Below are 24372 nucleotides of genomic sequence, written 5' to 3'. Positions count from 1 at the left end.
TGGTCGGCGGCTTGTCGGTGAGCAGGTAGGCGTCCTCAGATGCCGCGACGCCGGGCAGCGAGGAGCAGCACACCTCCGGCCACCAGCGCCGCCAGGCCGATTCCGCCGATCAGCCCGGCCGGCGGCCCGGTGACCGGCAACCCGCCGCCACCGCCACCATCACCGTCACCGCCGCCACCGTCACCGCCGCCACCGTCGCCGTCGTCGCTCCTCGCGGCCAGCAGCACGGCGAAGCCGTCCTGATTGTCGCTGTGGTCCCCGTCGGCCACCCGTACGGCGACGGCGTTCCCGGGCAGATCGGTCCGCGCAGGCGTGGCGCGCTCGTTCGTCGACCGCTCGGCGAGGCCCTCCACCTGTACGGTTCCGCCCCGCAGCGCCGCCGGCGCGGTGGCGGATGCCGCAGTCGTCACCAGGTTGTACAGCTTGACCGCCGAGTAGATGGTGTCGTTCGGATCGGTGTCCTCGACGGCCGGAACGAGGGTGAGGCTCTCGTAGGTGCAGACCGCCGACCGCCCGGCGTCGGCAAGCGCACACTGGGTCGGCTGCCCGGTGAAGGTCACGCCCTCGGGCAGGCGCAGCGTGACCCGCACTCCGCTGACCGCCTTCCGGCCCTGGTTGGCGACGGTGTGCCACACCGCACCCGGCTCACCCGGGTTCAGCGTCCCGGTGGGCTCGGGTGTGCCGTCAGCGTCGATCCGCACCGACTGCTTCACGTCTTGGGCCACCAACGAGAGGTCGGCACGTGGCTGGTCGACCAGCGCCAGCGGGAACCATCTGGTGTTGTCGGCCGGATTCGCGTCCTTTTCCGGCTTGATGGTGACCGAAACTTCGAACCTGCCCTGGTAGGGCCCCGCAGCCCCGTAGACGACTGCGTCGATGGGAACGTCGACGGTTTCGCCCGGTCCCGGAATCAACTCCGGCAGCAGTCGGCAGTAGAACCCACCGAAGTCGCCGTCGCACTCGCCCACCCCACCCCGTGAATGCCAGAGCAGGCCGACCGGCATGGGGCCAGGGCCCTCCGGCGGCTGGTGGACTCTGACGACGACGTCGCCCGGGGTCTCGTCCCCCAGGTTGCTGACCTTCAGATAGATGACCTTCCGCTCGGTCCCCCGCGAGACCGTCGTTCCGGACACGTCGACCGTGAGGTCCGGCCCCTTCTTCGCCGCCTCGGCGGGACCGGCGGGGACAGCCATCCCGGCGAGGAGGAGCAGCGCGGCGGTGACGGTTCGCGACAGCCGCCGACGACCAGAGCTCATGGCAGACCCTTCGGTACGCGCGGGCAGTGTGGTGGAGAAACACTACCGGAAATCGACTCCCGTCAGCGCCCGGACATGGCGGTCCCGGACGATGCACGTCACCGTCGGGGTCGTAACCCGTCGAGGGCGGTGGCGACGAGGCGGTCGGCGTACTCGGTCGTGAGCGGTCCGCCGCGGTGGAGCCATCGTTGGAACAGGGGACCCCAGATCAGGTCCACCGCGACGTCGAGATCGAGGTCCTCGGCGAGCTGTCCGGCCCGCTGGGCGCGGCGGAGGCGCTGCCGTTTGGCCTCCCGCAGTGGCCCGTCCAGTCGTTCGGCGTAGATCGCTGCCAGCTCGGGGTCGTGCGCGATCTCGGTGGCCAGCGCGCGCATCGGTTGCTCGTACCGGGGCTCGTTCAGCTCGGTCACCGTGGCGCGGAGCACCTCGGTCAGGTCGGCTGCCAGGTCGCCGGTGTCCGGCAGCTGCACCGGCCCACCCTCGGCGCCCTCGCTGAGCATGAGGAAAGCGTCGAAGATGACCGCACCCTTGGACGGCCACCAGCGGTAGATGGTCTGCTTGCCGACGCCGGCGCGGCTGGCGAGGCCCTCGATGCTGATTTTCGCGTACTCGACCTCCTGCAACAGGTCGAGGGCGGCGGTGAGGACGGCACGGCGGGAGGCCTCGCTCCGGCGGCCCGTGTTCGGCGGCGTCATGAGAGCACCGTACCAACGGCGAGACGAGACGTACCGTCTTGACGATGGGGTTCATCGGGAGCTAGCCTCGATCTCGCTGCGAGACGGACCGTCTCGTCTCATTCTAGGTAGGGAGACGCCGACATGCCGACCTCATCCGACGCCACACCCCGTACCTGGTTCATCACCGGGGCCAGCCGCGGACTGGGCCGCGCGTTCGCCGAAGCCGCGCTCGACCGTGGTGACCGGGTGGTCGCCGCGGCCCGGACCGTCACCCGGGACGACTTCGACGCGCGGCACGGCGACCGGCTGCTGACCCTGACCCTCGACGTGACCGACCGGGCGGCCGTCGTCGCCGCCGTGACCACCGCGGTCGAGCATTTCGGACGGCTCGACATCGTCGTCAACAACGCCGGCACCCTGTCCATGGGCATGATCGAGGAGTTCACCGAAGCCGAGGCGCGAGCCCAGTTCGAGGTCAACCTCTTCGGCGCGCTCTGGGTCAGCCAGGCCGTGCTGCCGCACCTGCGCGCCCAACGGTCCGGCCACCTCGTGCAGATCTCCAGCATCGCCGCCCTCGGTGGCTTCCCGAGCACCGGCCTGTACAGCGCGAGCAAGTTCGCCCTGGAAGGCATGAGCGAGGCCCTGGCGATGGAGGCCGCGGCCTTCGACGTCAAGCTCAGCATCGTCCAGCCGGGCGGCTACTGGACCGACCTCTACACGAGCGTCAGCGCCACCGACCCGATGGACACGTACGCGCCGCTCCGCGCCGAGCTGGAGCAACAGTGGGCGGAAGGCTCGGTCGACAGCGAGCCCCGCCTGGCCGCCGAGGCCCTGCTGCGACTGGTCGACAGCGACGACCCACCGCTGCGGCTGCTGCTCGGGAACATGGTGTACGACCTGGCGTTCGATATCTCCCGGCGGCGGATGGAGACCTGGGCGGGTTGGGAGCAGGTAAGCCGCGCCGCCGAGCAGGCGGTGCCGGCCCCGGAAACGACCTGAGAAGCATTCGCGCCTCCCGGCTGATGAGCCCGCAGGCACGCAAGGGAGTGGACGGCCTCGAAGCCGGCCACCCGCAAGCCGGCTCCGAAACCGACCACCCGGCGACCGGCGCCGTACTACAAGAACTGCGACGCCGTACGGGCCGCCGGACAGGCACCACTGTTCGAGGGCGAGCCCGGGTACCGACCGGAACTGGACCGCGACGGCGACGGCATCGCCTGCGAATAACAGGATCATCGCTGGCTGGGAGCGACCTGCGGAGGGTGCGAGGTCAGCCTGCTGGCGGGGCGGGAACCTGCCACAAGGCACTGACGGGAAGGGCGCGAAGTTTGTCGCCGAACGGCAGCGTCGACGTGCCGGTGTAGAGGACGAGGCCGGCGATGAAGTCGTCGCCGAGGCGGTCGGCGAGTCGGCGTAGCCCACGGAAGTCGTCGGGCCCGACGGTGGTGGCTGCTTTGACCTCGATCCCGACGACCTGGCCGGATCGGCTCTCGAGCACCGCGTCGACTTCGTACTTGCTCTGGTCGCGGTAGTGGGACAGGTCGGCGAGCTGGTCGGACCAGGTGAGCTGGCGAGACAGTTCAGAGAGGACAAATGATTCGAGTAGTGGCCCGAACGGTGCGCCGGGCCGGAGTAGCGCCCGGGCGTCGGTCGCGGTTTCGTTGGCGGCGATGCCGGAGTCGACGAAGATCAGCTTAGGGGCGGCGGTGGCGCGGGTGCCGAGGTTACGGGACCAGCCGGGGATCCGCTTGATCAGGAAGATCTCTTCCAGAGCTTGGAGGTAGCGGGCGATCGTTGGCCGGCTCAGTCCGAGGGCGGATTCCAGCGAGTTGGCGGCGATGATGGTCGCGGATCTGGCCGCGAGGAGGCGTACCAGCTTGCGTAGTTCGCTCTTGTGCTGGATGTCGGACAGCTGACGGACATCGCGGTCGACGAGCGCCTGGACGTACGCGTCGAGGAACCGTTGGCGGCGGCGCGGGTCGGTGCGGGTGGTGGCCTCGGGTAGGCCGCCGCGCACGATTCTGGCCGCGTAGTCGGCGCGGGTCACGTCCGACTCGTGTCGCAGGTCCGGACCGAGCGCGAACAGGGCGTCGACGAATCCGTCCGGCTCGCCGTCGAGTTCACCCTGGGACAACGGCCAGAGCTCGACGGTTTCCATCCGGCCGGGCAACGCGTCCGGGGCGGCGACCATGCCGAAGAGGCGAGACGAGCCGGTGAGCAGATAACGGCCCGGGCGGGGATCCTCGTCGACGGCTGCCTTGATGGCCAGCAGCAGCTCGGGAGCGCGTTGGATCTCGTCGATGACCAGGAGTTCGGGCGAGTCCACGAACCCGACCGGATCGGCGATCGCCGCCGCCCGGTCCTGCGCCCGGTCGAGATCACGGCGCTCGGCGAGGCGATCGCCGGGGGGTTTCGATCTGCGAGGCCAGATGCGTTCGATCTGCGGCAGGTGACATGTTCGAAATGCGGGCGGTTGGGCGCTCGAACCGCGGGGAGCCACCCCGGCGCTGCCGCAACGCAACACCTACGCCGGGGGTGGAGCGGCGGCGACGCCGACCACCATGAAACCCGAACCGTGCGGCCCGACGAACCGATGGCCCGCCGACACTTTCACCACCACCGACTCTGACCCTTTTACGGGTGCAACGCCCGATATGGGCGGCACCTGGAGCCCGCCTGGAAAACATGCTCGTAATATTTGTACGTACAGTATCGACATCTAGGGGATGGCGGGCCTAAGGTCACATCGTCAACTCGTGAGGCCCCGCAGCCTCCGTTCAAGGAGACACCTCAATGACTCGTACCTCCTGGTACCGCCGCGCCCTCACCACCCTTGCCGTCTCCGCCCTCCTGATCCCCGGCCTCGCCGCCTGTGGCGACTCGGGCACAGACGCCGGCACCGACCCAGATGGCAAGGCCAAGGTCACCCTGATCCTCAAGGATCTGCAGAACCCGTTCTTCACCGCGCTCGCCGACGGCGCGAAGGCCGAGGCGGCCAAGAACAACGTCGAGCTGACCGTGGTGGCCGCCAAGAAGGACGGCGACGAGCAGGGTCAGATCGACGAGATCGAGAGCGCCGTGCTCAAGGGCCAGGACGGCATCCTGATCCTGCCCAGCGGCCCCGCGGTCAACAAGGCGATGACCGATGCCCGCGCCCAGGGGGTCACGGTGATCGCGTTGGACACCCCGCCGGACCCGATCGACACCGCGGACATCACCTTCGCGACCGACAACTTCGAGGCCGGCAAGCTGATCGGCCAGTGGTCGAAGGCGCACCTGGCCGGCAAGCCCGTGGTGATCGCCCTGCTCGACCAGTTCAGCGACCGGACCATCCAGACCGACCTGAACCGGAACCAGGGCTTCCTGGAGGGCATGGGCATCAACCTGGCGGACCGGACGAAGAAGGGTGACGAGGCGAAGACCGGCGACTACGACGGCGGCACCTACACGATCGCCTGTCAGGAGCCGACCACCGGCGCCGAGGACGGGGGCCGTACCGCCATGGAGAACTGCCTGACCAAGAACAAGGACATCAACCTCGTCTATACGATCAACGAGCCGTCGGCGTCCGGCGCGTACAAGGCGCTGCAGGCCGCCGGAGTGCAGGACAAGGTCACGATCGTCTCGATCGACGGTTCCTGTGACGGTGTCAAGAACGTCGCGGACGGCGTCATCGCCGCCACCTCCATGCAGTTCCCGGTGAAGATGGCCGAGCTGGGTGTGAAGGCGGTCGCCGACAAGGTGGCCGGCAAGGCGCTCCCGGCGGTCTCCGACGGCCTGGACTTCTACAACACCGGCACCGAGTTGATCACCGACCAGGCCAAGGACGGTGTCACCGCGACCACCACCGCCGACGGCTCGAAGACCTGCTGGTGACGATGACTTCCCCCGAAACCGCCCCGAAGGCGCCCGCGGCCACGAGCCGCGGGGCCTCCCGGGTCCTCCGGGCGCAGCACTTCCTGCACGAGCGCCCCTGGGTCAGCCCACTAGCGCTGCTGGTGCTGTCGATCGCGGTGTTCACCCTGCTGAACCCGGCGTTCGCCCAGCCCCGCGCGATCTCGCTGCTGTTGCAGCAGACCGCTGTGGTCGCCGCTCTCGCGGTCGGCCAGACCCTGATCATCCTGACCGGCGGCATCGACCTGTCAGTCGGCGCGGCGGCGATCCTGGGCTGCATGTCCTCGGCGCTGCTGGCGTCACAGCACGGCCTGCCGGCGCCAGCCGCGATCACCGTCGGCATCCTGATCGGCGCGCTGTGCGGCCTGCTCAACGGGGCGTTGGTGTCCCGGCTGAAACTGCCGCCGTTCATCGTCACGCTCGGCACGCTCAGCGTGTTCACCGCGCTCACGCTGATGCTGACCGGCGGATCCACGGTCCAGGGCCGGGACATGCCGGACGCGATGACCGCCGCCGGCACCCGGGTCCCGTTTCTCGGGCTGGACCTGAACCTCGGCATCATCGTGGTGGGCCTGGTCTACCTGGCCGTCGGCTTGGCTCTCGGGTTCACCGCCTGGGGCCGCCGGGTCTACGCGGTGGGTGACGCCCCCGAGGCCGCCCGCCTGGCCGGTATCTCGGTTGGCCGCGTCCTGCTCAGCGTCTACATCGTCGCCGGTGTCATCTACGGCATCGCCGCCTGGGTGCTGATCGGCCGGGCCGGGGCGGCCTCGCCGAACGGCATCGTGGATGCCAACCTGGCCAGCATCACCGCCGTCGTGATCGGTGGCACCAGCCTCTTCGGCGGCCGCGGTGGCGTCATCGGCACGGTGCTCGGCGCGCTGATCGTGCAGAGCTTCGCCATCGGCCTGACCCTGGCCGGTCTCGACGACGAGTACCGCGTCCTGGCCGTCGGTGCCCTGGTGATCGCCGCGGTCGCCGCCGACCAGTGGATCAGGAAGGTCCGGACATGACCGAGACCATGCAGAAGCCGGCGGTGCTGTCCGCCCGGGGCATCCGCAAGACCTTCGGCCGGGTCGTCGGCCTCGCTGGTGTCGACCTGGACGTCTTCCCGGGCGAGGTGCTGGCGATCATCGGCGACAACGGCGCCGGCAAGTCGACGCTGATCCAGTGCCTGACCGGCGCCCTGGTGCCGGACAGCGGCACCCTGGAACTGGACGGCAGGCCGGTCTCGTTCAAGCGCCCACAGGACGCCAAGGACATGGGCATCGAGACCGTCTACCAGTCGCTGGCCATGTCGCCGGCGCTGGACATCGCCTCGAACATGTTCCTGGGCCGGGAGATCCGCAAGCCCGGCCCGCTCGGATCGGTGTTGCGGATGCTGGACCGCAAGGCCATGCGGGAGAAGTCGATGGCCGCGTTGCAGCAACTGGGGATCCGCACCATCCAGAACCCGGGCCAGCGGGTGGAGACGCTCTCCGGCGGCCAGCGTCAGGCGATCGCGGTGGCCCGGGCGGCCGCCTTCGGCTCCAAGCTGGTGCTTCTCGACGAGCCGACGGCGGCCCTGGGCGTCCGCGAGTCGGGTCTGGTGCTGGACGCGATCCGGGCCCTGCGTGACCGCGGGCTGCCGGTGATCCTGATCAGCCACAACATGCCACACGTGTGGGAGATCGCCGACCGGATCCACATCCAGCGGCTGGGGAGCTGCGCCGGCGTCATCACCCCGTCGAGCCACGACATGACCGAAGGCGTCGCGATCATGACCGGCGCCAAGACCCTCTGACGGGTCCTTCCAGAGAAAAAGGTAGGAACATGGGCCTGGTCAGTGGGCTTGAGGTCATCGAGCAGTGTGTTTCCCGGGGGCTGGTGGCCGGGGCTTTCAACACCACCAACATCGAGACGACGATGGGCATCGTCCAGGCCGTCGAGAACACCCGGGTGCCGACCTTCATCCAGGTCGCCCCGACCAACGCGGTGCTCTCCGGGTACGAGTACATCCACGACATGGTCAGCCGCCGGCTGGCGAAGGTCGACGTACCGGTGGCCCTGCACCTGGACCACGGCCGCACCCTGGACGACGTGAAGCAGTCCCTGGCGGCCGGCTTCACCTCGATCATGATGGACGCCTCCGGCTACGAGTACGACAAGAACGTGGACCTGTCCCGGCAGGCCCGGGACCTGACCCCGACGGAGTACGCGCTCGAGGTCGAGCTGGGCAGCATCGGCGGCAAGGAGGACGACCTCGGCCCGGAGAGGGAGGCGACCACCGACCCGGACCAGGTCGCCGGCTTCGTCACCGCCACCGGATGCGAGATGCTCGCGGTCTCCGTGGGCAACGTACACGGCTACGCCCCCGGCGTTCGGATCGATATGGATCTGCTCCGGAGGGTCCAGCGGGCCAGTGCGGTGCCGCTGGTCGTCCACGGCGGCTCGGGACTGCCCCGGGAGCAGCTGAGCCGACTCGCCGAGTACGGGGTCGTCAAGGTCAACATCGCCAGCGACCTGCGCAACGCCATGATCAGGACGTTCGGTGAGGCCTATGCCGCGAACCCGAACGAGTACGCCCTGATCCGGGTGTCGCAGAAGGCGGTCACGGCGATCACCGACGTGGTGGAGAGCCGGATCCGGACGCTGAACCCGAAGCTCGGCTGAGGACCAGTTCGATGAAACCCACGATCACGATCGACATCGGTACGACCCGGGTCAAGCTCGGGTTCTTCGACGCCGGCGGCGACCAGTTGGCGTCGGACAAACAGCCCACTCCCAGCATGGCCGACTCGTGGGGGAGCGTCTACGACGTGGACGCCCTCCTGGCGATCATCGTGCGGTTCGTAGGTAATCTCGATCCCGGTCACCGCGACAGTGTGGAGCGGATCGCCATCGCCGGTGTCGGGGAGTCCGGCGGACTGGTCGGACCGGACCTGGTGCTGCGGTCCCCGATGATCCTCTGGCACGACCAGCGCGGCGCGGCCATGATCGACGGCCTGGACCGCAGTCAGCGGACCCGGATCTACAAGCTCACCGGCCTGCCGCCGAACGCCAACTACTCGCTGTCCAAGATCGCCTGGGCCGCCGCGCGCACCGGCCACGCCACCGGCGACCTGCGGTGGCTGAACGTGTCCGAGTACGTGGCGGCCTGGATGACCGGCCGGCGCTGGGCGGAGTACTCGCTGGCCAGCCGCACCATGGCCCTCGACCTGCGGGCCGGGGAGTGGTCGCCGGAGATGTGCACGCTGGCCGGCCTCGACCCGGCGCTGCTGCCCGAGCTGTGCCGTGCCGATCAGGGCCAGGAGATCACGCCCGGGTTCGCCCGCGAGGCGAACCTGCCGGCCACGGTCACCGTGCACGTCGCCGGGCACGACCACATGGTCGGCGCGGTCGGCGCAGGCCTGCGCAAGGGCGAGGTGCTCAACTCCACCGGCACCACCGAGGGTGTGCTCCTGCTCAACGACAGACCGAGCCTGGACGCGTACTCCGCCCGGTCCATGCTCGCCAACGGGCTGGCCTGCGACGGATCGGCGTACACCCTGTTCGCCTCGATTCCCACCGGCGGCTCGGCCTTCGCCACCCTGCAGCGGATGCTCGGCATGTCCGAGTCGATGCTGGCGACCTGCGTGGCGGCGCTGAGCGAACGCTACCTGTCCGGGCAGATCGACCTGGCCGGCGTACCCGTCGTGATCCCGCAGTTCCGGGGCAGCCCGCCGCCGGACAAGTCGGCGTCGGCCCGCGGCATCATCGCCAACCTCGGCAACGACGTCCGGGCCGAGGACATCGTGTTCGGCTGCTTCCTCGGCCTGGCCATCCAGTTCGCCAAGGTCCTCGAACTGTTCCGCACCGACGCCACCACCATCAAGGTGATCGGCCCGGCCAGCCAGAACCGGCTCTGGCTGCACCTCAAAGCCGACATCCTGGACGCCGACCTGAGCGTTTCGGAGTTCCCTGAAGTCGTGTCCCGCGGCGCCCAGGCCCTGGCCTCCGGGCGATCCGGCAACTGGGAGTCCTGCGACCCCGCACCGGTCCTGGCCGACCCGGCCCGGCACGCCCGCCTGCAGGAATGGCGCGAGTCGGTCCGCCCCGTCGTGCACAACCTCGGGCAACTCTCATGGTGAGCCGCACTCTCGTCGCCGGCATCGACTCGTCCACGCAGAGCTGCAAGGTCGAGGTCCGCGATCTGCGGACCGGCCGGCTCGTGCGTGCGGGCCGGGCGGCACACCCACCCCAGAAGATCATTGACCCGTACGAGTGGTGGAAGGCCCTGCTCCTCGCCGTCGACCGCGCGGGTGGCCTGCACGACGTGTCGGCCCTGTCGGTCAGCGGCCAGCAGCACACGCCGGTGTTCCTCGACGCCGACGGGGCAGTGGTGTGTGACTCGCCGCTCTGGAACGACAACGGATCCCACCCCCAGGTCGTCGCACTCAACGACGAGCTCGGCTTCCGCGAGTGGATCCGGCGTACCGGCCTGCCGATCAGCCTCTCCGACACCGTCGTGAAACTGCGCTGGCTGCGCGACACCGACCCGGACAGCGCCCGCCGTACCGCCGCGGTCGCCGTCGTCCACGACTGGCTCACCTGGCTGCTGATGGGCCACGGCCCCGGCCGGGCCGACTTCAGCCGCCTGGTCACCGACCGGTCCGAGGCCAGCGGCACCGGATACTGGTCCGGCGAGACCGGCGACTACTGCACCGACCTGGTGCAACACGCCTTCGGCAAGCAGGTCATCCTGCCCCGCGTGCTCGGCCCGCTGGACCGGGCCGGCGTCACCGGCACGGGCATCACCGGCATCCCCGCCGGACTGCCGATCGGCGCCGGCAGTGGTGACAATGCCGCGGCCGCGCTCGCCCTACGACTGCAGGTCGGCGACGCGGTGATGTCGCTCGGCACCTCCGGAGTCGTCTACAGCCGCAGCACCCGGCCGGTCCACGACTACTCCGGGGTGGTGTGCAGCTACGCCGACGCCACCGGTGACCACCTGCCGCTGGCCGCGACCCTGAACGCGGCCCGCGACCTGGACGCCGGGATCGCCCTGCTCGGCTGCGACTACAGCGAGCTGTCCGCCCTGGCCCTGCAGGCGCCACCGGGCGCCGGAGGACTGACGATGCTGCCCTACTTCGAGGGCGAGCGCACCCCCGACCTGCCGGACGCCACCGCGTCCCTGCACGGCGCGACCCTGGCCAACTTCACCCGGCCGAACTTCGCCCGCGCGGTGGTCGAGGGGATGCTGGCCAGCCAGGTCGTCATGATCGACGCCACCCGCGCCTGCGGCGTGCCGGTCAACCAGCTCCTGCTCATCGGCGGCGCGGCCCGCAGCACCGCCGTACAGACCGTGCTGGCCCAGATCATCGACGTCCCTCTGCTGATCCCCGAGCCGGGGGAATACGTGGCGATCGGCGCCGCGGCCCAGGCCGGTGGGGCGCTGACCGGCACCATACCGGACTGGCAGCCGACCGTCCGCGAGGTCCCGGCGACCCCCACCGAAGCCGTGATCATGAACCAGCACCGAGCCGCACGCAGCGCCATGTCCTACGACGCTTCGTTGACACCAGCCTGATGCTCCCTCGTCCGGCAGGCATTCGTAAGATTCGCGGAAAATCCTAGGAGGAGCGATGAAGAACATCGAGCGCGCTTCCCCGGTGCCCTACTACGTGCAGCTGTACGAGGTACTCCTCAGCAGCATCCAGTCGGGCGAGTTGCCGGCAGGCGAGAAGCTGCCCGGTGAGAGCGAGTTGCATCGTACGTTCGCGCTGTCCCGTCCGACCGTCCGCCAGGCTCTGGACATGCTGGAGTCGAACGGCTACGCGCAGCGGGTGGCGCGCCGCGGCTACTTCGTGGCCGAGCCGAACTCGCCGCAGGGATGGCACATCGAGGGGCTCGGCGGCTTCCTGGAGAACGGTCTGCTGCACGGTGATCCGCACATCACGACGACGGTAGTGTCCTCCGGGGAGCAGCCGCTCCCGGACGAGATCACCGCCGCCCTCCGGATCCCCCGTAGATCGGTGGGATTCGTCCTGGAACGGGTGCGGAGTGTCGACGGGCAACCGGCCCTGTTCAGTACGAACTGGACGCCGCCCACCGTCGCCGGGGTGGTCGCCGCCGCCACCGGCGTCCGGAAGGGGACCTCGTCGCTGACCGCCGCGCTTCAGGCCGGCGGCTACCAGGCGGCCGGGGCGCGACGGGTGATGCACGCGGTCGCGGCCGGCCCGGTGATCGCGGAGCATCTCAACATCCCGGCCACCACACCGCTGTTGCGGATCCGCTCCACCACCTGGGACAAATCCCTTGTTCCGTACGACTACTACGAGACGTGGCTGCGCACCGACATCGTGCCGCTCGCGGTCGACGCCACCACGCACGGCGCATGACCGGGTGGTACTCAAGTACCACCCCGGGGCCCCGGAGTAGTCCGCGAATGTCCTGTTTGGCCTGATGCTGTGCTGGGGGCCGTGCCCGAGTGAGGGGCGAGCACGACGCCTGTGGATCATGGAGCCGCGTTGGCCCGCACCGCGACCGCCCCGCTGACCCCGGACGGTGTCGGTGAGCGGGAACAGCGTCGCGCCCACCACGCCGCCGCGGGCGACCAGCCGCGCCGCCATCGCGGTGGACGGTAAATGTCTACGCGGGGCCAGACGCCCCGACGGCAACCGGGTGTTCATCCTGTCCGCAGGCGACGGTGCCGGCGAGGGGGTCATACCGGCCGCCAGGTCAGGCCGCTTGGTCACCTCACCTTCTTGGCAGGAACCAGCTCCCGGACTGAGGCGTCACCGACATGCTGAAGTCCGATGCCTAGGAGGCAGGCCGGCTCAGCGTGCGGGAACGACCGTACTCGGCGAGGGCGCGAAAAGCGGCCTTGGGCGTCCAGGAGCCGTCCGGCAGCACTCGCACGATCCCACGCGCAGCCAAGTCGTAGTCGTGTTCAGGATCGCCGGTGGTCGGTAGGTGCCGATTCGCGAAGGTGTACACGAACGCCGCTTCCACTCCGCCATCCTCGTAGTCGCGCAGCAGATCGACGATGTAGCGCGCTTGGCCTTCCTCGTCGCGCTCCAACTCCGCAGTCAGCTTCACGGCACGGCCATGCTCGTCGAAGGTCACCGGCTCGGCCCCACCCGCCACGTCGGGGGCACCCCGGAACGTGCAGCAGCCGAACTCGGTCGCAGCGTACGGCTTACCCTGCCCCACCGCCGCCGCCAGGGTCTGCGGGAACACCGAGGAGTTGGTCGCGTCGCGGTAGCCGGCGTCGCTGGCGATGATGTCGAACTGGGCCCAGTCGACGTCCTCGAGCGGGATCGAGGCGTATCCGACCAGGCCGTCGAACCGCTCGCGCACCGCGGGCACCGCCTCGGCGAAGAATTCGCGCACGGCGGCCCGGGCGGCCGGGATCGCCTCCCTCATCCGCATCGGATCGGTGAACAGCACCATCCGCTCCGCCAGGTCCCGGCCGGGCAGGAAACCGTCGGTGAACATCGAGATCTCCGAACCGGCGAGATACACGACCGGGGCGCCGCCGCGCCGCAGCCGTTCGGCCCGCTCGGCGCCGTCGAGCACGAACGCCATGAGCCCGTCGCGGTCGAGGCCGTTGGTGAACGGGGAGTACCACACCTCAAGCCCAATCTCGGCCGCGAGTCGCGCGGTCAGCTCCAGCCGGTCTTGGACACCACCGGTGATACGGACCGCGTCGCAGTGCAACTCGTCGCGGATGACACGCAGGTCGTTCCGCACGGTGTCGGGGTCGAACGGCTCATGAGTGGTGGATCCGGCGCTCACGAAGCCGGTGTCGTAGTTCATGCCGAAGACGCGCATCCAGAGCCCCTCTCCCTCTTACGGTACGCAGCGTACCCTATAGGGTCCGTCCAGTACCCTACAAGGCATGAGCACGAGGCGCCGGGGCGAAGAACTGGAGCGGGCGATCCTGCACGCCGCGGCGGATGAACTACGCGAGTCCGGCTACCCGGGCATGACGATGGACCGGGTCGCCGCCCGCGCCGGGACCAACAAGAACGCCATCTACCGCCGATGGCCGCACCGGGCAGCCCTCGGCATCGCGGCGTATCGCCACCTCTCCGACGCCGCCATGCCAAACCCCGACACGGGCACCCTGCGAGGCGACGCACTCGAGATGCTCCGACAGGCCAACCAGACATGGTCGTCGCCACACGGAACAGTCCTGCGCGGTCTGCTCGCCGCCGCAGCCGACGACCCCGAGCTACTCACCCTCATGCGCGAGCGGTCCGGCGCAGACACCATGGACCGCGCTTGGCTCGGAATGCTCGAACGGGCCGCAGCCCGCGGCGAGGCACCGGCAGCGGCCGCCCATCCCCGGGTGGCGACGACACCGATAATGCTGCTACGCGCCGAGTACGCGATGCGCGGTATCCCCTCGGTCCCCGACGAGGTGCTCGTCGAGATCGTGGACAAAGTGTTCCTGCCCCTGGTACGCGGCTGCGGCTAACGCAGCGCCTCGGTCGCATCGGCACGGCGGATGACGAATCGAACTCTGCCGAGGTCGCGCTGATACCACCAGTGCACACTCCGCTTCGGACAAACGCCGCTGGAACAGCACCTGACGTCAGAACCCGCCGGGACAGGCGACCGGCCGGAGGGAAATGAGGTGCCCGTTCCACGACGATCGTTTCTGGGCCGACCTGAAGGTCCACGGCCCGGCGCAGCGGGCGGATGCGGGGTGATGTGTGGGGCGTGTGCTCTTCAGCGGAAGCCACCCCCGGACAACCCGGGTCACTACCGGCCAACCCCGACCAAGATCAGGTCGAATCCGGAGTACGTGTGATCCGGACGTGCTCCCACCTGGCCCAACCTCGACCGAACCCGGCCCGGACACCCCGGGTCAACGCGGGTCACTCCCTGCCACCCGGGGCGAACCCGCAGGTCGCTAGACTGGCCACTCGCGCCCCCGTAGCTCAGGGGATAGAGCATCGGTTTCCTAAGAATCGTCGGACGTCTATGCATGCGCGGTTGGCCTGCGGATCGACGCGCCTCTTCGAGTGAAGACAGTCGATGGATCCCGCTGCTGTGATCGGCTGCTGAATGCCCGCCGAGTCTCCGCCGACTGAGTAGTATCCGGTCGCTGACTCGCCCGCTCCACCTCGCCGGCTGGGGCTTCCAAGGTCAGATCGTGCCGAATAACTCCACCGATGGCCGCACTCTGGACGAGCCGCCCGGACCTCATGGTGCAGAGGTCCGGGCCACTCCATTCACCGCCTCGTCGAGGTCAGGTTCTGGCGGTCGCGCCTTCGGAGGTGGCGCGGGCCGCAGCGATCAGTGACGCGCCGAGTTCCGCCGCTTTCTGGGGGATGAGCCGGACCGCCGCGCCTTCCCAGCAGCCCGACAGCAGCGACGCGGCCAAGCCCCGGACCATCGCGGGGTCCAACCCGTCCAGCTTCCTGTAGTCGGCAGTGCGTTGTTCCGGATTGTTGATCGCCAGCGTCACCGACGGCGGCTGGTCGCCGTCCCCGTCGGGCGTGTTGAATGCCTCAAGGTCGACCGTCACGACTTCGGTGTCGTCGGCGGCATCGATGTCCTGGCCGTGCACGGTCAGGACGTGTCGATTGTGCAGGCGGACGCCGTCCTCGAAAAGACACGTCCCATCGCACCATGCCGGGCACGGCGACTCGGTCGACGTCGTCGGTGGCAGCAGGTAGCCGGCGTGCGACCACATCGCGAAGTCCACCACCGCGTCCGCCACTTGGTCCTCGGTGCAGTTCAGCTGTGCGGCCTGCTCGGGAAGACTCAGGCCCTGTCGAGTGAGTTGCTCGGCGACCATCCCTCGCAGCACGCTGATCTTCTGGTCGGCGGCCAGGCCATCGTCCTGGAACACCCGGTCGAACACGACCCAGCCGAGGCCATCCCGTTCCGGCGCGGGCGCTGGGCTGGCCGGTGACCGGGCACCACCGGCTGGTCGGCTGGCTCCGTCACGTGCCGTGGTCGCGACCTGACCGATTGCCGTCCGCACCTGTTCGGCCTCGTCCAGGGTCAGACGCAGCACCGCGGTCGCGCCCTCGATCACGAACTTCACCACCGGTTCGACCGCGTCCACGTGCTGTTCCAGGTCGATCTCCAACTGCCGCGGCCGGTACGCCTGATGGGCGCACGACTTCCCAGCCGTTCGCACCGGATCGTGTAGCGACAACAGAACAGGCGTCCAGTCATCCGGCAGGTGGAGCCGATCCTCGACGTGGTCGCCGTCGGCATGCGAAACGACGCACCAGGACGGGCACGGCCGCTTCAGCCAGTAGGGTCGATGCGTCCGACCGGCTATCGTGACCGCCTTCCTGAGCGATGTCGCGAGGTACCCGGCGTCCGCCAGGCTGAGCGGCCCCCGGGCAGACAGAACCACCTCGGTCGTCGTGCGCTCCTCGGACTGGTCCAGGTGCTCCCGCGAGATGATCTCCACCGACATCCCACGACCCTCGCCCTTGCCTGTTTCCATCACCAGCCGGGAGTGCCCCCGTTCGCGGTCACCCGGACCGCCCAACTCCTCCCCGCCGTGATCGATGACGCACCACGACGGGCAGTTGGCGGGGTGTGCCGTAGGTGGGCTCGCGACCTGGTTCAACGTGTCCAACATATTGATAGATTTACAGACCCAAGATTGCAGTGGACGGACTCCGTGTACGCCATGCTGGCAGCACTCCGGCACACCCACTGGTCGATCGTGCGGTGCTGTCGGTCGGACCCGAACGGCCGATCCTGCGCTGCCGGCCGACGCCACCCGGCCAGCCGTGTGACTACTCGCTGACGGCGGGCACGTGAGGCGGGTCGCCGCCGGTGGCGAGGAAGGTACCCGCGACCCGTATGACCGTCTCCGGACGTAGACGCAGGTGCTCGGCGGGGTACTCGGTGGGCACCCCGCCGAAATCGAAGCTGACCCCTCGACCCGGGGCATCCACGGACCGGTCGTGAAGGTAGCCGCCGTCGTCGGCGATGTGGACCGCGAAGGCGTGGGTGGGGTGGCCGAGCCCGACCTGGAGGCCGGGCGGCAGGTCGTCGGGATCGTCGGCGGGGTCGGAGAAGATGGTGACCACGACGGGCTCGCCGGCCTGGTGGATCTCGGCCAGAAGGGTCTCCAGGGCGGCGGGTTCGGTCACGTCGGCTTCGTGGTTGTCGCGGTGGTCGCCTCGGTCGTAGGTCCAGGTCACCCTCATGCGATCGCCTTTCCGTTGCCGGTGTAGGTGCGCCAGTGGCGTACCTGTCCGTCATCGTCGCGTACGTAGACGGTCAGTCGTGCGCCGGCGGGGAGGAGCCGGGAGAGGATCTTCTCGCAGCCGTAGGGGGTGTAGTCGCAGGGCGCATTGTTGGTCACGACGGCCGCGTCGGTGACGTGGTCGCGGCGCATCCGGGCGGCGAGCTTGGCCTCCAGGTGATCCGTCGTGGTGGCGATGAGCTGGTAGGCCGGTTTGAGGTCAGCGGCGGCAGCAGGGTCACGGCCGGATCTCATCGGTATCCGTTGGCCGCCGATCAGGGCGACACCGGAGGTGGGGTCCTTCGCCTCCCGTCGAGGCAGGTCACGCGCGGCCTCCGACACCCATTCGGGTAGCGGCTCGGAGGACGCCGGTATACCGGTCGTGGTCGTGGGCGCGCCGCGTGTGGTGAACAGTCGGCTGATGTCGCTTTCACCTCCCGTCACCGCCCCCTCCGCACCGCCGACCTGACGAGCCCGTGCCAGCGCTTCCTCGACGTGCTCCCGGGCCTCGGTGCCCCGCCTGAGAACGGCTGTCAGGAGTTCCAGCATCTGCTCCAAGCCCGCCAGCGTCGGGCCCGGCTGCCCTCCGTGCAACACCGCCGTGACGAGCCGCCGCGCCTCGCCGACTGCCGACCCCGCACCGGTCACCCGGCCCTGTACCGCGGTCACCGCCACCGCCACAGGCGTGAGCGCGGCGATGATCTCCTGCGGCGACGGCTGGTGCGCCATCGCGTCGACGGACCGGTAGGTCGAGCCCAGAACATCCGCGGCCTCGACCAGCCGGGAGCGAGCATGACCGAGTACCTGTCGCACCCGGGCGAGACCGGCCGCGACGCCGGCGAAACCGGAGGCCACCGCGCGGGCGGCAATCTGCTCGACAGCGTGATCGACCGCAGCGGCCACCTGCTGTGCGCGGGCCACACCCGCTGCCATCGCCTGCAGGTCGGCACGTACCGTGCCGGTCAGTGACATCCCGCCCTCTCAGAACCGTCTACGACTTTCCGGGTGTGTCAGCGGTGTGTGAGCGGATCAGGTAGCGGCTTGCTGTGCACCACGACGAGTTCGCGGTTCGCCCGGGTCAGGCTGGTGTACAGGGTTCCGGTGAACTCCTCCTGTCGCACGAAGTAGCGCGGCTCCACGACCACGACCCCGTCGAACTCGACACCCCTCGCCGAGTCGGGCGTACGGACGGCAAGCCGGCGTTCCTCCCTGGTCCAGTCGCCCGCACCCGATGCCGTGTCCGCCCGTCGCCACCTGTCACTCAGAAGCAGCCTGTCGATGGCCTCTGGATCGGTGGTGATGATCGCCGCCGTCCCACCGGGGTACGAGTCCAGGAGCCTGCCCGCCTCGGTGACGGCTCGGAGGTCGCGCTTGCCAGGTGTGCTGGCTCGGATGACTGCCGGCTCCGGCCCCTCGGTCTGCAGCGAGCAGGGCTGGTTCTCGGTGGATGGGAGGAGACAGTTCGCGAAGTCGAGAATCGGCTGGGTGGACCGGTATCCTCGTTCCACGACCTCGGGTTCGAACAACTCGGCGTCGGGAAGTATGTGAAGCCGTCTCGCCAGTTGGTGCCAGTCGAGGTGGTTGATGTCCAGCCGGCGGCGTTGGTTCAAGTCTCCGACGATCGTCCATCGTCCGCTGGTGTTGTGGGCCTGGATGATCTCCCACTCGAGTTCCGAGACGTCTTGGGCCTCGTCTACGACGATGTGCCCGTATCTGGACTGCCTGTCGCTGAGGAGCAGGCCCAGTTGCGCGAAGAGGGGAAGGTAGCGGCGTTTTCCCCAGGCCTTCGGGAACGGTGGGAGGGTCTCGATCCACCGCTGCTCCGTCTGGCTGGTCGGCGGGCGTCCGTCCGGGTCGCTGCTACTGCGGATGGCCTCGTAGGCGATTCTGATCTTGTCGGGCAGACGGCTCGCCTTCCACTCCGGCTGTTTCTGGCACTCCAGGACCGCGTGTTTCGCCAAGCCCACGATGAAGCCGCCGACGTCCTCCGCTGTGCCCTCGCCCGGCTGTGCCGTAGTGCCCAGACCGGCGAGTTCAGCGAGCCATTCGGGAAGCGACTTGACCGTTATGGCTCCGGTGGGGTCGAGTTCCCTGACCGTGCGTGAGACGTGGCGGACGTACTGTTCGGTAGGTCCGAGTAGTAGCACCCGTGGGATGCTGCTCTTCTTCGTCGTCTCCTCGTTGACCAGGTAGCCCGCACGGTGCACCGCGATGATCGTCTTTCCGGTGCCCGGGTGCCCCTGGATGATCAGGGGCATCGTCGGCGGTTGGGTCACCAGGCGGTACTGGTCGGGTTGGAGAGTGGCGAGCACGGAGGTCATCGCCTCGGTCCGGGGCGCGTGCAGGGCGTAGCGCACCGCGTCAACGGCACGCATGCCGTTCTCGAGGTCGATGGCCGCCGACGACCGCTGTCGGTGCTCGGTCGGTTGAGGGCCTCGATCGGGGGATTCGGGTGGCGGGGCGGGAACGGATTTCGGTCTGGGCAGGGCGATCGTATGTCTGACCAGCCCGGCACCGGGTACGGCGATCACGTCGATCTCTCTGCGGTTGTCCGCGACGCCGAGGCGTTCAACCAAGTTGACCATGCGACGCTTGTCTGTGGTCGGTGATCCTGGGCCGGTGAGTTCCGTGAGGACCGTCCACTGAGCGGTGGGGTTGTTCGCGCTTAGGACTGCGCAGGCCAGGCCGGAGAAGTCGTGCTCGCCGTGGACGATGACGTGTCCGTAGGGCTGCTGGCTGTCGGGTCCTTTGAGCGAGGTGACCAGTTGGGCGAAGAGCGCGAGGTAGCGGAGTTGTCCCCAGGCGGAACGGAACGGCGGGAGGGTTTCGATCCACTCTGCGGAGTACCTGCCGAGCCTCAGTGGTTCGGTGGGCACCCCGCCCATGCGGATCACCTCGTAGGCAACCTTGAGCTTTACCGACAGGTCCACGGCGCGGTGAGCCCACCCCAGGCGTCGGTGGCAGAGCTGTACGGCCTGCTCCACGAGGTCTTGGACGTACCGGCCCACGTCAAGCTTGTCCGGCTTACGGGTGTCCGTGAAGCGGGGGTACCCGGCGATTCCGACCAGCCAATCGGTTTCCTGAACGACGGTGATGACTTTGGGGACGTCAGCGGCGGGCAGTCCGACGAGAGCTGCGGCGGTGTGGATCCTGCCGACGATCTTCGGGATCGGGGTGGTCCAGGCTGACACGACGAGCACGCGTCGTCGTTTGCGGCCCAGGTGCCGCAGCACGTCGACCGCGCGCACGGCTGCGATAGCGTCAGGGTCTACCCGGAAGTCCCCCGAGAAGGCGACGACGAGCGGTCCGTTCGGATGCCATGTTGCCAGGTCCGCAGGCTTGGCCGGCAGTGGCAGGCGACCGGCGGTTCCCTTTTTTGCCGAGGTGGCGCCGCTCGCTGTGGGAGCCGCCGGCGTCGGCTTCTTCCCCGGTTTCCTTGGCCTGGGCGGCGGAGCGGGTGAAGCTTCCTGCCTGGTTGCGGGTGTTTGCCCTGCCGGGTGGTCCGTCGATGTGGTGGTGCGGGCAGACGATGGTGTCGAGCCGGCGCGGCGCGTGGTCTGGCGGCGTGGCGGTGCCGGGGGGACGTTGAGCTTCCCCGGTTTGAGGGGCGACTTCTCGACGGGAACTGTGACCACCCAGTCGTCGGAGGCGTGTACCACCTCCGCACCACGCGCTGTCAGGGTGCGGCGCACCACCACATCGTGGTCCAACTCGTGGATGGCGTGCGGGTCGAAGAACACCTTCGCGGCCCGTGCGGCCCAGTTGATGACCGGATAGTCCCAGTCCGTGCTGTTGAGGTACCGCGTGCCGATGTAGAAGGCGACCCCGAGGTGCCGGTCCGGGCCAGCGAGGCCGACGCGGCCGCAGAGGGGACCGATGGTTGCCCGTTCGCCTCGGGGAACGTTGTCGACGTAGCGCTCGTTCGCGCTGACGGCGATCTCCGGGTTCTTCCGGGCGAGTCGTCGCTCCAACGCCTGCAGGTAGCTCCGGTTGGTGGCGATCTCGTAGGCGAGGTCCTGGTCGCTGATCCCGGCCACCTACTGCACCTCCACTACGCAGACGGCCAGGTCCTCGGTGCTGAGCATGGCCGTCGATCGTGCCGTGATGTCCTGCAGGAGGCCCGCGTGGCGGTTATCCTCCCGCTGCTGTTGGGCCTCGAAGAGCGGCACCATGCGGTGCCGGCCTCGGGCGCGCAGGGTCGCGATGCGCGACTCCAGCGACTCTGTCCGCCGTTGATGCACCTGTTCGACGCTGAGCCGTCGGGAGGCGAGGAACGCCTCGTTCTCGGCCGCTAACGTGTCCTGGCTCCGAAGGTGTCTCTGCTCCAACAGATCAGTGCTCACGTCGAGCGCAGGCCGGAGGTCAACCGAGCCGTCGAACCACGCGGGCCGCAGGTCACCGGCCGCCACAGCGGCCATCAACCGGTCACCCAGGTCCGGGGCGACCTCCAGGGTCCGGGCGTCAACGGTGACGGTCCACACCTCGTGCAGCGGCCTCAGGCCGTTCCAGGTGGCGATGCAAAGATGCACGAGGTAGATGCCCGGGGCCACCCTGGCCTCCCGTGCCGACATCGCGACCGCGGAGAACCTCGTTTGCCGGTGCCCCGGTACGTCCAACGCCGCCCTCACCAACGGGTGGTTGGCCGTCAGGAGCGGCGCCCCGGTGGTTCGGGACTCCTCCTGGTCCAGCGACAGTTGGATCGGCAGTTGGTGTGTCAGGTCGCTGAGGATCTGGTCGACCTCGGATCTCGTCTTGTCACCGCGGCGTGTGAGGTCACGGACGTGACCGGCGAGCTCGCTGTTGCCGATCACGGTCACGTGGTCGCCGTGGATCCGGCAGTGTCCGCCGTAGCTGCCCACCCAGTCGCCTACCAGCAGGGCCAGTTCCTGTTGCCCGACGTACCGGCCGGATGCGAGAAGATCGGGTTCGAGGCCCTCGATGTCGACGCCGTCGCTCGATATGAGGTGGGGTGCCGCTGCCTCGATCTCATGGGCGGCCCTTTGCTGTTCCGCGACCGCCGCCAGGAACTCCTGGGTGCGCTGCACCCGCTGGGCGGGGGTCAGGGCGAAATCGAGCAGGCAGGACTCGACTTCGGGCCACATGCTCTCGATGATTGGTTCCAGGGCGCCGATGGCGTGTTCGAAGATCCCGATCCGGGTGAGTACCCGCTCGAGGATGTCGGTCTCGATCGTCCCGGGGGTCGTGAAGTTGATGATCATGATCTTCTTCTCGGTCTGGCCGATCCGGTCGATCCGACCGATACGCTGCTCGATCTCCATCGGGTTCCAGGGCAGGTCGTAGTTGACCAGGACGGAGCAGAACTCGAAGTCCAGACCCTCACTCGCGACCTTGGTGGCCACGACGATGTCGTACCCGCCTGCCCGGAACTCGGCCATGATCCTGGCCCGGTCGTCCCTGCCCACACCACCGTGCAGTACCGCGGTCCTGCACCGGTTCCGCAGGTGCCGCTCAAGGTAGGCCAACGTCCTGCGGGAGAACGTGAAGACGAGTCCCTGCTTGCCCTGGCTGACCAGATCGTCGACAACGCCCAGCAGTTGGTCGAGTTTCGTGTCCACGTCGATGCTGGCTGCCAGCTCCCGCAACCGCGGTGACGGCGGCACATCCGGACCGGACACAGCCGCCGTCGCCGTGGCGTTGACCTCATCCTGTACGCCCGCAGTCTGTCCGGTATCCAGCACGAGTGCCGCGGCCTCAGGCAGGCAGCTGCCCGCTAGGCGCAGAGGCATCTGCATGCCGAAGTGCAGCGGTGTGTCCCTGACCTTCGCCCGCTCGACGCACCACTGCAGGTAAGCCTGATAGAAGTCCTGCTCACGCTGGGTCCAGCGCACCTGTACAGGGCGCGGCTCCCGCACCGCCTTGTCCTCCTGGACCTCGATTTTGCGGGTGCGCGTGACCTGGGCCGAGAGCCCGCCCAACTCGCTGCAGATCCGCTTCACCTGGACCACGTCGCTCGGAGACAGGTGGGGCCGTTCCAGGAGCCCGCACAGCAGCAGGAAATCGGGCCGCATGGTGATGACCCGACCGAACGAGCTGTCGGACAGGCCCGACAACCACCGCCTACGTGTGGCGTTGCTGACCGAGGCGTCGAGCAGCGAACCCGTGATCCGGTTCAGGACACGGTTGGGCTCGATCCGCTCCTGCAGGTCCGCCAGGCCCTGGAACTCGCCGGGCACCAGCAGTTCCAGGAGGTTGTACAGATCATCGTTGCGCAGGTTCACCGGGGTCGCGGAGAGGAAGACATACGCATCCGCCCAGCGGGACAGCAGCTCACCCAACGCGTGGCTCTTCGTGTTCGAGTTACGGAAGATGTGGGCCTCGTCCACGATCACCAGGTCCAGTTGGAGACCCAGCTCCTCGACGTCGGCCAGCCCCTTCCACGCCCGTAGCCGCTCGACCGAGCAGATCCAGGCCATCCGCCTGGGCAGGCGATCCGACTCGAGCCGGTCCTTGAGGTCGGTCAACCCCGCACCGGTGAGCTCGGTCAACTCGAAACCGAACCGCTCGCGCATCTCGTGCTGCCACTTGGCCAGCAGTACGGAGGGACACACGACGAGCACCCGGTTCGCGTGCCTGCGGGCATCGAGTTCGGTCCACAACAGCCCCGCCTCGATGGTCTTGCCGAGACCGACCTCGTCCGCGATGAGCAACCGGAGCGACCCCGTGCTCAGCAACTTCATCACTGGCTTGAACTGGTAAGGCCGGAAGATGGTGCGCGTCGCGCGGAACGAGAAGACCGTGTCGGTGAACTGTTTCTCCAGCTTCGCCCTGGTCAGCGTGGCGGCGAGGCGTTCAGCGGGGGCCGGCTCCGTGCACACCCACGCGTCGGGGGAGTCGACCGTCGGCCTGGGCGACAGGGCCTCCTCGTCGACACGCTGGACGCGGCTGCCGGCGAAGATTTGGTAGATCCAACGACCCTGCACGAACCTACGGGACTTCACCATGCCGTCCTGCCCGGCCCGGGTGATCACCTCATCGGTGACCGCGAACCGGGGCAGCGGCACCTCGCGCGCGCCGTCCCAGAGGTGGTCGAACCAGCCCAGCGCGGAGGCCACGGGCGACTCCTCGGCCACGTCGTCAACCGGCTCGTGCATCCCCATAGAAGGCACCGCGCCCGAGGTGACCACGAGCAGCGGAGCCGGATCAAGTCCCCCGAACCAGTACACCCCCTCAGGCAGACTGACCGGCGGATCGACGACCTGCCGCACCCGCTCGACCACCCCAGCCGGGTCGGGCAGATCGACACCGAGAGTCAGCACGTCAGTGAAAAGCCCGGTCGCGAGCATGGCGGTCGCATCCGTCACCAGCGGGTGATAACCATGTGTGACCACGAGGACCC

17 protein-coding genes and 3 pseudogenes are annotated in these 24372 nt (G+C 68.7%); 11 read left to right on the top strand and 9 right to left on the bottom strand.

Annotated elements, in window-relative coordinates; translation table 11 throughout:
- Positions 1–35: 35 nt before the first annotated feature.
- Positions 36–1256: a hypothetical protein gene (locus tag ACN28G_RS00640; RefSeq protein WP_421478143.1), complete on the bottom strand. Its 1221-nt coding sequence runs from the start codon at positions 1254–1256 to the stop codon at positions 36–38.
- Between the two features lie 98 nt (positions 1257–1354).
- Complete coding sequence (locus ACN28G_RS00635) at positions 1355–1951, bottom strand: TetR/AcrR family transcriptional regulator (RefSeq protein WP_421478142.1); 597 nt, start codon at positions 1949–1951, stop codon at positions 1355–1357.
- A 123-nt stretch (positions 1952–2074) separates the two neighbouring features.
- Here ACN28G_RS00635 and ACN28G_RS00630 point away from each other — a divergent pair, with 123 nt between their 5' ends.
- Positions 2075–2932 carry an SDR family oxidoreductase gene (locus ACN28G_RS00630; RefSeq protein WP_421478141.1) on the top strand — a complete coding sequence of 286 codons (858 nt, stop codon included), beginning with the start codon at positions 2075–2077 and terminating at the stop codon, positions 2930–2932.
- Between the two features lie 129 nt (positions 2933–3061).
- Positions 3062–3160, top strand: a pseudogene (locus tag ACN28G_RS00625) (excalibur calcium-binding domain-containing protein); the annotation flags it as partial.
- A 43-nt stretch (positions 3161–3203) separates the two neighbouring features.
- On the opposite strand, the pseudogene ACN28G_RS00620 reads toward ACN28G_RS00625, so the two are convergent.
- Positions 3204–4337 (bottom strand): annotated as a pseudogene (locus tag ACN28G_RS00620) (ATP-binding protein); the annotation flags it as partial.
- A 389-nt stretch (positions 4338–4726) separates the two neighbouring features.
- Between ACN28G_RS00620 and ACN28G_RS00615 the strand changes: the two are divergent.
- The 8 genes and pseudogenes from ACN28G_RS00615 to ACN28G_RS00580 all read left to right on the top strand — a co-directional run.
- Positions 4727–5809 (top strand): substrate-binding domain-containing protein, encoded by a 1083-nt coding sequence (locus tag ACN28G_RS00615; RefSeq protein ID WP_091434409.1) that lies wholly within the window; start codon positions 4727–4729, stop codon positions 5807–5809.
- Positions 5810–5811: 2 nt separating this feature from the next.
- Positions 5812–6837, top strand: a complete 1026-nt coding sequence (locus ACN28G_RS00610) for an ABC transporter permease (RefSeq protein ID WP_091434406.1) — start codon at positions 5812–5814, stop codon at positions 6835–6837.
- A complete protein-coding gene (locus ACN28G_RS00605; RefSeq protein ID WP_091434404.1) occupies positions 6834–7607 on the top strand; it encodes an ATP-binding cassette domain-containing protein in 774 nt (257 codons plus the stop codon). The genes ACN28G_RS00610 and ACN28G_RS00605 overlap by 4 nt, the downstream gene beginning before the upstream one ends.
- 29 nt (positions 7608–7636) lie before the next feature.
- Entirely contained in the window at positions 7637–8476 is an 840-nt protein-coding gene (locus ACN28G_RS00600) for a class II fructose-bisphosphate aldolase (RefSeq protein WP_091434402.1), read from the top strand.
- An 11-nt stretch (positions 8477–8487) separates the two neighbouring features.
- Positions 8488–9933, top strand: a complete 1446-nt coding sequence (locus ACN28G_RS00595) for an FGGY-family carbohydrate kinase (protein ID WP_421478140.1) — start codon at positions 8488–8490, stop codon at positions 9931–9933.
- Entirely contained in the window at positions 9927–11372 is a 1446-nt protein-coding gene (locus tag ACN28G_RS00590) for an FGGY family carbohydrate kinase (protein WP_421478139.1), read from the top strand. Before ACN28G_RS00595 ends, ACN28G_RS00590 begins: the two co-directional genes overlap by 7 nt.
- Positions 11373–11427: 55 nt before the next feature.
- Complete coding sequence (locus ACN28G_RS00585) at positions 11428–12183, top strand: GntR family transcriptional regulator (RefSeq protein ID WP_091434395.1); 756 nt, start codon at positions 11428–11430, stop codon at positions 12181–12183.
- Between the two features lie 99 nt (positions 12184–12282).
- Positions 12283–12493 (top strand): annotated as a pseudogene (locus tag ACN28G_RS00580) (ISAs1 family transposase); the annotation flags it as partial.
- Positions 12494–12604: 111 nt separating this feature from the next.
- Here ACN28G_RS00580 and ACN28G_RS00575 read toward each other — a convergent pair.
- Entirely contained in the window at positions 12605–13618 is a 1014-nt protein-coding gene (locus ACN28G_RS00575) for a hypothetical protein (protein ID WP_421478138.1), read from the bottom strand.
- Positions 13619–13685: 67 nt separating this feature from the next.
- Here ACN28G_RS00575 and ACN28G_RS00570 point away from each other — a divergent pair, with 67 nt between their 5' ends.
- Complete coding sequence (locus tag ACN28G_RS00570; RefSeq protein WP_421478137.1) at positions 13686–14267, top strand: TetR/AcrR family transcriptional regulator; 582 nt, start codon at positions 13686–13688, stop codon at positions 14265–14267.
- 777 nt (positions 14268–15044) lie between these two features.
- On the opposite strand, the gene ACN28G_RS00565 is transcribed toward ACN28G_RS00570, so the two are convergent.
- From ACN28G_RS00565 to ACN28G_RS00545, 5 genes are all read right to left on the bottom strand, one after another.
- Positions 15045–16232, bottom strand: coding sequence for a hypothetical protein (locus ACN28G_RS00565; RefSeq protein WP_421478136.1), 1188 nt, complete (start codon positions 16230–16232; stop codon positions 15045–15047).
- A 328-nt stretch (positions 16233–16560) separates the two neighbouring features.
- The gene (locus tag ACN28G_RS00560) at positions 16561–16977 is read right to left on the bottom strand and encodes an Imm1 family immunity protein (protein ID WP_421478135.1); all 417 of its coding nucleotides are present in this window, start codon (positions 16975–16977) and stop codon (positions 16561–16563) included.
- Complete coding sequence (locus ACN28G_RS00555; RefSeq protein ID WP_421478134.1) at positions 16974–17987, bottom strand: DUF6244 family protein; 1014 nt, start codon at positions 17985–17987, stop codon at positions 16974–16976. Before ACN28G_RS00555 ends, ACN28G_RS00560 begins: the two co-directional genes overlap by 4 nt.
- Before the next feature lie 38 nt (positions 17988–18025).
- Positions 18026–21052, bottom strand: a complete 3027-nt coding sequence (locus tag ACN28G_RS00550; protein WP_421478133.1) for a UvrD-helicase domain-containing protein — start codon at positions 21050–21052, stop codon at positions 18026–18028.
- Entirely contained in the window at positions 21053–24337 is a 3285-nt protein-coding gene (locus tag ACN28G_RS00545) for a DEAD/DEAH box helicase (RefSeq protein ID WP_421478132.1), read from the bottom strand.
- Between the last annotated feature and the right edge of the window lie 35 nt (positions 24338–24372).

Origin of the sequence: Micromonospora sp. WMMA1923 (assembly GCF_049179195.1) — a bacterium.
Classification (GTDB): domain Bacteria; phylum Actinomycetota; class Actinomycetes; order Mycobacteriales; family Micromonosporaceae; genus Micromonospora; species Micromonospora yangpuensis.
This window is presented reverse-complemented; position numbering and strand designations above follow the sequence as displayed.

Excerpts from the sequence above, each read along its gene's own strand:
- ACN28G_RS00640 (WP_421478143.1), bottom strand. The coding sequence starts at position 1,256 with ATGAGCTCTGGTCGTCGGCGGCTGTCGCGAACCGTCACCGCCGCGCTG.
- ACN28G_RS00635 (WP_421478142.1), bottom strand. The coding sequence starts at position 1,951 with ATGACGCCGCCGAACACGGGCCGCCGGAGCGAGGCCTCCCGCCGTGCC.
- ACN28G_RS00630 (WP_421478141.1), top strand. The coding sequence starts at position 2,075 with ATGCCGACCTCATCCGACGCCACACCCCGTACCTGGTTCATCACCGGG.
- ACN28G_RS00615 (WP_091434409.1), top strand. The coding sequence starts at position 4,727 with ATGACTCGTACCTCCTGGTACCGCCGCGCCCTCACCACCCTTGCCGTC.
- ACN28G_RS00610 (WP_091434406.1), top strand. The coding sequence starts at position 5,812 with ATGACTTCCCCCGAAACCGCCCCGAAGGCGCCCGCGGCCACGAGCCGC.
- ACN28G_RS00605 (WP_091434404.1), top strand. The coding sequence starts at position 6,834 with ATGACCGAGACCATGCAGAAGCCGGCGGTGCTGTCCGCCCGGGGCATC.
- ACN28G_RS00600 (WP_091434402.1), top strand. The coding sequence starts at position 7,637 with ATGGGCCTGGTCAGTGGGCTTGAGGTCATCGAGCAGTGTGTTTCCCGG.
- ACN28G_RS00595 (WP_421478140.1), top strand. The coding sequence starts at position 8,488 with ATGAAACCCACGATCACGATCGACATCGGTACGACCCGGGTCAAGCTC.
- ACN28G_RS00590 (WP_421478139.1), top strand. The coding sequence starts at position 9,927 with ATGGTGAGCCGCACTCTCGTCGCCGGCATCGACTCGTCCACGCAGAGC.
- ACN28G_RS00585 (WP_091434395.1), top strand. The coding sequence starts at position 11,428 with ATGAAGAACATCGAGCGCGCTTCCCCGGTGCCCTACTACGTGCAGCTG.
- ACN28G_RS00575 (WP_421478138.1), bottom strand. The coding sequence starts at position 13,618 with ATGCGCGTCTTCGGCATGAACTACGACACCGGCTTCGTGAGCGCCGGA.
- ACN28G_RS00570 (WP_421478137.1), top strand. The coding sequence starts at position 13,686 with ATGAGCACGAGGCGCCGGGGCGAAGAACTGGAGCGGGCGATCCTGCAC.
- ACN28G_RS00565 (WP_421478136.1), bottom strand. The coding sequence starts at position 16,232 with ATGTCGGTGGAGATCATCTCGCGGGAGCACCTGGACCAGTCCGAGGAG.
- ACN28G_RS00560 (WP_421478135.1), bottom strand. The coding sequence starts at position 16,977 with ATGAGGGTGACCTGGACCTACGACCGAGGCGACCACCGCGACAACCAC.
- ACN28G_RS00555 (WP_421478134.1), bottom strand. The coding sequence starts at position 17,987 with ATGTCACTGACCGGCACGGTACGTGCCGACCTGCAGGCGATGGCAGCG.